This is a genomic window from Roseovarius halophilus (ex Wu et al. 2025), assembly GCF_047086965.1.
Genome location: NZ_JBKOTX010000051.1, coordinates 25358 through 31357, shown reverse-complemented (window position 1 = coordinate 31357; position 6000 = coordinate 25358). Strand labels below are relative to the sequence as shown.

Here is a 6000-nt window from a genome sequence, read left to right as displayed (position 1 = left end):
ATGTCGTTCTGGACCTGGCCCACCGGCCTGCGGCTCTCGGCGTTTCACCACGCAACATGGAGAGCACGACATGATCAACCTATTGCCCCACCGAGTCTCCGTCCGTCTTGCGATCACGCACGCGGGGCTCCCCCCATTGTGCGGAGGCGAGCATGGCTAGCCAGCACAACAAGTTCCCGGTCCTTTCGCCCGCGCTCGCAATCCCGTCCCAACGCGAATTCGAGCAGCGGTTCATTTCCTTCCTGCGCCGTATCCGATGCAGTCTCGGCCGGGAAGACAGGCTGAGATACGTTGATGAGAGGTTTGCAAAGAGAAAAGGACAGCAAGCTCGCGACCGCCATATCCGCGCAAACGGGCTCGAGCGTCTGGCTGAAGCGGAACAGGATCAACTCATCCGGCTGGCGCGTGTAGGTGCTGCACTGACCGGGCCGGCCGATCGGGAAGACGTCGACGCCTGGGCTGCGGCGCTGCACGCGGCGGCGCCGTGGATGTCTGAAATCAGCACCTTCCTGATGCGGCATATGCGGCGTTCGGTCCGGGCGGGACACCGCGGATTGTCCGTTCCGCCGATGATCCTGGTTGGGCCACCGGGCGACGGGAAGACAACCTTTGCGCGCCTCATCGCCGCGGCGACCGAAGCCCCCTACAGGCAGATCGATGTCGGATCGGGTAGTGCCGCGTTCCGCGTGACCGGCCTTGAGAGAGGGTGGAAAAATGCCCAGTCCGGCCTCCCGGTCGAGACGGTGCTCAATACGGGGGTCGCGAACCCGCTCATGGTGGTCAACGAAATCGACAAAGCAACCCGTCCGCAGAGTGACAGTGGAACCGTGCCCGACCTGACAACCGCGCTCATGCAGATGCTCGAGCCAGAGACCGCCAGCCGGTTCGAATGTCCCTTTCTCCGCCTGCGGTTCGATACGTCGCGCGTGAACTGGATCATGACCGCCAACGACCTTTCCCGGATCGCGGCGCCGCTGCGGGACCGCTGTGCCGTTTTTCAGTTGCCCGAGGTGACGCCGCAGGTCGCGGGACAGATGTTCGATACCCTGGCGCGGGGCTTTTCGGAGCTTGATCCAGAAGTCCTTCACATGGCGCGGCGTTCGGTGGTGGCGGCTGCCGAGCGCACGGGTATGAGTCTGCGCCGGATCCGGCGGATCCTGGAGCAACTCGATGATGAGCCGGCGGCGCTCCTGCACTGATCCAGTTGCTGTAACGTAATTGCATACCCAAGGGCAGGAGCGCTGCGCTCCTGCCCTTGGCGTTTAACCTTGTACCCGATTGGCGCGGGACGCCGATACTCCTTGGTTCAGTGATAAGAAAAAGTACGTTAGATGCAAGGTGCCAACCCGTTGGGGGCGAGGTAACCCACGGCAAAGAGCCCTTCATCGACGGAAGGGCGGGAAGCTGTCCTTCTCTGCGGATGCAGCGTCCAGGCGCCCCACGTCTGAGAGCAGCCATTCAAAGCGGCCTTGATGGTTTCATCCTTACGCCTGTAGGGTCTGGTGGGGAACTGCCGTTCTCGGTAAGTGCAGTGCTCCGACTAAAATGCTTCGCAAAAGAAACGCGGGCACACTCATTTGAGCTTTTTGGATCACCGCTTTGTCTAGATTAGAAAACCTCTCAGACGTGGATTTCGAAGACCTATGCAGGGACATCGCGCAGGTCGAAACCGCACTGCGCTTCTCGGCTTTTGGGCCCGGTCCGGACGGCGGGATCGACGGGCGGCACGCGAAAGGCGGTACAAAGACCATCCTGCAGAGCAAGCACTATGTTGGATCAAGCTTTTCCCAGCTCAAGTCGGCAGTAGGCAGGGAAGTGAAAAAGTTGCACAGGCTCAAGCCGGACCGCTATCTCCTTTTTACTTCGCAATCGCTTACTCCGTCTCGTAGTGACAAGATCGCGGCGGTGCTCGGCGATTTCTTGAAGGAACCAAACGATATCTGGGGGCAGGAAGATATCGAAACCGCACTGCGCAATTATCCCGACATTGAGAAGGCGCATCTCAAGCTTTGGCTTTCCAGCGCCGCCGTTCTGGAACGGATATTGCGCTCCGGCCTTGAGGCCTACACGCAGGCGACCAAACAGGAAATCCTAGACGAGCTAAAGGTCTATGTTCGCAACGAGAGTTTCGATGAAGCGTCTAAAAAGCTCGAAGAACAAAGGGTGCTTGTCATCTCCGGGCCGCCGGGCGTAGGCAAGACGACGCTCGCAAAGATGCTTTCCTATTACTATTTAAACGAAGGTTGGCAGTTCTCCGCGATCAAATCATTGGATGAAGGATTCGCGCAGATTAACGACGACACCCCGACCATATTCTTCTTTGACGACTTTCTCGGTCGCATCCAGCTCGACAGGCAATCCTTGCTCCAACGGGAGTCCGCACTGGCGACGTTTGTCCGGCGAGTTAGAGCCTCAAAGAATGCACGCTTCGTTCTGACAACGCGCGCGCATATCTTCGAGGAAGCGCGCCGGATATCCGACTACGTGGATGACAAGCGCTTCCAGCTCGCCAAATACCTGCTGGATGTCGGGTCGTATACCCGCAAGGTAAAATCCTACATTCTGTTTAATCATCTGGCGGCATCGAGCCTGACGCGCGACCATTTCGGGGCGCTGCTGGAAGGCGATTGGCTCAAGAAGATCATCGACCACAAGAACTATAACCCGCGCGTGATCGCGTCGGCGTCCAGCGATAGCTTGGATGATGTCGCGCCGGAGCAATATCCGGCCTATCTTTACAGTGCACTGCAGAACCCGGAGCTGATCTGGAGCAGGCCCTTCAGGGCATTGGACACGAAATCGCAGAACCTGCTGATCTCGATGTTTTTTGGCAGCGATTTTGGCGAGAGCATTATAGATACGAGGACGAATTATTCAGAGCTGCACAGGACGATCAGCGTTCATTACGGCCAGCCGACGACACCGACTGATTTTGAGGACGCCCTGAAATCGCTGGAGTCGGGATTTATATCGATCTGGGGAAGTCGTGTCTCGTTTGTAAACCCGTCACTCCGCGACTTTCTCAAATCCTTTCTGAACGACAAAGAGTTTCTTCTGTTACTCCCCGGTACGGCGCAGCGCGCCGACTGGGCGCGCGGATTGTGGTGGCACATCAGAGAGCTCTTCAAGACCCATCCGGAATTCCTGAAACAGTTCGCCACTGCCTTCTCTGCTTACTCAGATCGGATTGACGCCAAGCCGTCGATGAAAAAGACCAAAAGCGACGGTTTCTGGAGATGGTCGCCGGACGATATGCCGGTGACGGCGCGGGTCGAACTACTTTTGCAATGGTGGGAGGCGTCTGGTCAGGACAAGTTTATCGAGAAAGCCCTTGCGCTCTTTCAGGACGGAAAACTTGACCTTGTGTCTTGGCAGGACGGTCAGTCATTTCCCGAGTTGCATTGGTGGGTTTATAATTTTGTCGATGACGAGCATCCGGTTCGCGCCGATTTGCTTGCCGCTATTTCAGCCCGTTTGGTCGAAGCTATCGAAGGCGGCATGGCGTTAGATGATCTGATCAACACGATTGAGAACGTTCGTGAACACATGGACCATGATGTCCCCGCGGAGGTTGATGACGCAATTGACAGGATGGTTCGGTACGAGTTCACTGATACCAGAGAGGCCATCAGTCACCTGGATTCCGAGCAGAGTCTCTCGGAGCATCTCGAACATCTCGACTCTTTGGCCGAGCTCACCGGATACGACGCTACCAATGCCAGGGAAGTTGTCACTGACCGGCTTGTCGAGTTTGAAGATCCCGATCACGGTGAATACCGGCCCAGCTTATCACGACGCGGCGACGGCACTTCTGAGGAATTTGGCGATGCAGCGCTTGCCAGTCTTTTCGGAAGCCTGGTCAAGTAGCTAGCAGGCCAGGCCAACAACTTGTTGGATTGAGGCTTCGTCAGCTTCGTTCAGCCAACCCTTGCCTCACGATCTGGGTCACATCTCGAAACCACTGGACAACCTCGTCAGCCGGATCAATTTCTCGCAGCATTGCAGCGTCCATGCGTTGCGCCGCACGTTCGTTCAAGAGCCGCTTCGCAGTGCCAGTGCCCATGTCAGGAGCGAGTTCCGTTTTCTTGCTAGCTTGGCTGACCACCAATGGAACATCATCGAAATCGGCTATTTCGACTTCGACATCCAAGGCCTCACGAATGGCAGTTGGATGCAAATAATTCTCGGTTTCCCGTTTGGTCGTAAGGCGGGCTGAGTTCGCATCTTCGGCATCGTCTACCATGGCAACATGAGTTCCATAGCCCGGTTCGTCGTCCGGGCCACAGTCTCGATCATATACGTGATACTCGACGCAACCAGTACCTTTCAAATATCGCTTTGAAACCCAGTGCTTGAGGTCCGAGCCGCCCATGGGAACTATTGCAACGTTCGGGGAGACACCTAGGTCGATCACGTCGGGGTCGATCCCCGCAACAGCACTATAGATGTGTCGAAAGAAATTCACGTCATTTGGCCCCTCGACCATCACGAGGGCTATCAATCGGCTATCAGGAAGTACCCCAAGTTCGGTAGCTATAGCCTCAAGTATATGATCAGCGTTGGGGTCACCTTCGACAACCTCTTCAATGATCGGAACTTGATCAGCGGCTTGTTTGCGGACAAGCTTCAACGAATCAACCGGTAGGTTCTGAGCGACCAATGGCGAATGAGTTGTCAATACTACTTGAGAGTTCCCACTTTGAGACAACTTCTTGAAACTTTCAAGTAACAGCCTTTGGTTTTCAGGATGTTGTGAGCTCTCAGGCTCTTCAAAAGCATATATTATACCCCTGCCATCCTCCTCCGACCGCCGCTCTGCCTCAGCCCGGAAGAAATTCAGAAGTACAAGACGCTTCGTGCCTGAACCACGCTTGTTGAATGGAATGTTTCCTTCCGTCTTTAGGGTTGTTTTAAAGCCGTCCCATTTGGGTTGGCCAGCAATGTCAGGCGTTAGTCCGACAGCAAGCTCTGGTGCCATCTCTTCCAGTTTTTCGAGAGTTCGCAGGACCAAATCTGTTGCTCGCTCTTCCACGCCTTCGATGATCTTTGCAATTTCTGCTTCACGCTCAGCAATCGCGATTTTCGCAGCGGCGGCCAAAGGGTCTTTTGCTTCATGGTCTTGATCAGAGCTCGCCCGATCCACCTTAAACAGACAAAAGTAAGGGATATGCGGTCTTATTTGATCCCACACTTTCTTTGCGTCGTCCTTGGTAATTGGAACTTCGACCTTCACAATTGGAGCAGCCACAAAATGGTCAAAGATCGCAGCGCGCCATGGTGGGTTCTTAGTCCGTTCCGGTCCTGGGATCGCATCCTCGAGACCTAATTCGCGGCCTAATTTCCGCAGATCAGCCTGCTTCAAGAGAATTGGATGCTCGACGCCGTCGATCTGAGGGGCCATGGCCTGAATGAAGACTTCAGCGGCTTTGCCCTGCGAGTAGCGTTTTATGATCCGCAGAAGTGGTTCATAGCCGTCACGGACGTACAGCAGCTTTTCACCGGATAGGCTGGTTTTTGACGTAGCATCAAGTACGATTTCCTCAGGGAAGTCACTAAATTCGGCAACCAGCTCGACTTGTGCAATATCGTCTACAACACATAGATCATCCTTATCAAGCTTGCCGGCAGGATCGAAAAATAGCTCCATCGCATCCATTAAAGATGACTTTCCTGCGTCGTTCTTCCCTACAAAGGTTGTTAGCTCTGAAAATGAGACACTTCGTTTCTGGCGGTACCCGCGGAACCCATAGATTTCGAAAGAAGCAAGCTTCATGACATCACCTTGAACTGAACCGCCATTGTTCATCAAATCTGAGCAAAATCCCTTTCAAAACGCAATGCTCGCCCAATGAATATGAAAAAACGAGGGTTTGGATGGTCTTACCCCGTACCTGTATACCATTACCGCGGATAGATGCTTTTGGAAACCGAGCGGATGCTGCAACGAATGGCAGCTTCGACGGGCTGCGGCGCGGCATCGATTGCACTCGGTGGACTTCA

General features: G+C 55.0%; 3 protein-coding genes. 2 read left to right on the top strand and 1 reads right to left on the bottom strand.

Translation table 11 applies throughout. The features are described from left to right. Positions 1-152: 152 nt before the first annotated feature. Both ACH107_RS12360 and ACH107_RS12355 read left to right on the top strand, forming a co-directional pair. The gene (locus ACH107_RS12360) at positions 153-1199 is read left to right on the top strand and encodes an AAA family ATPase (RefSeq protein WP_412506113.1); all 1047 of its coding nucleotides are present in this window, start codon (positions 153-155) and stop codon (positions 1197-1199) included. Between the two features lie 427 nt (positions 1200-1626). Further along, complete coding sequence (locus ACH107_RS12355) at positions 1627-3867, top strand: hypothetical protein (RefSeq protein ID WP_412506112.1); 2241 nt, start codon at positions 1627-1629, stop codon at positions 3865-3867. Between the two features lie 40 nt (positions 3868-3907). Here the strand turns inward: ACH107_RS12355 and ACH107_RS12350 are convergent, their stop codons facing one another. Further along, positions 3908-5773 carry an ATP-binding protein gene (locus tag ACH107_RS12350; RefSeq protein ID WP_412506111.1) on the bottom strand — a complete coding sequence of 622 codons (1866 nt, stop codon included), beginning with the start codon at positions 5771-5773 and terminating at the stop codon, positions 3908-3910. Positions 5774-6000 lie beyond the last annotated feature (227 nt).

What these genes read in the sequence shown, in the direction of transcription:
- ACH107_RS12360 (WP_412506113.1), top strand. Translation starts at nt 153, where the DNA reads ATGGCTAGCCAGCACAACAAGTTCCCGGTCCTTTCGCCCGCGCTCGCA.
- ACH107_RS12350 (WP_412506111.1), bottom strand. Translation starts at nt 5,773, where the DNA reads ATGAAGCTTGCTTCTTTCGAAATCTATGGGTTCCGCGGGTACCGCCAG.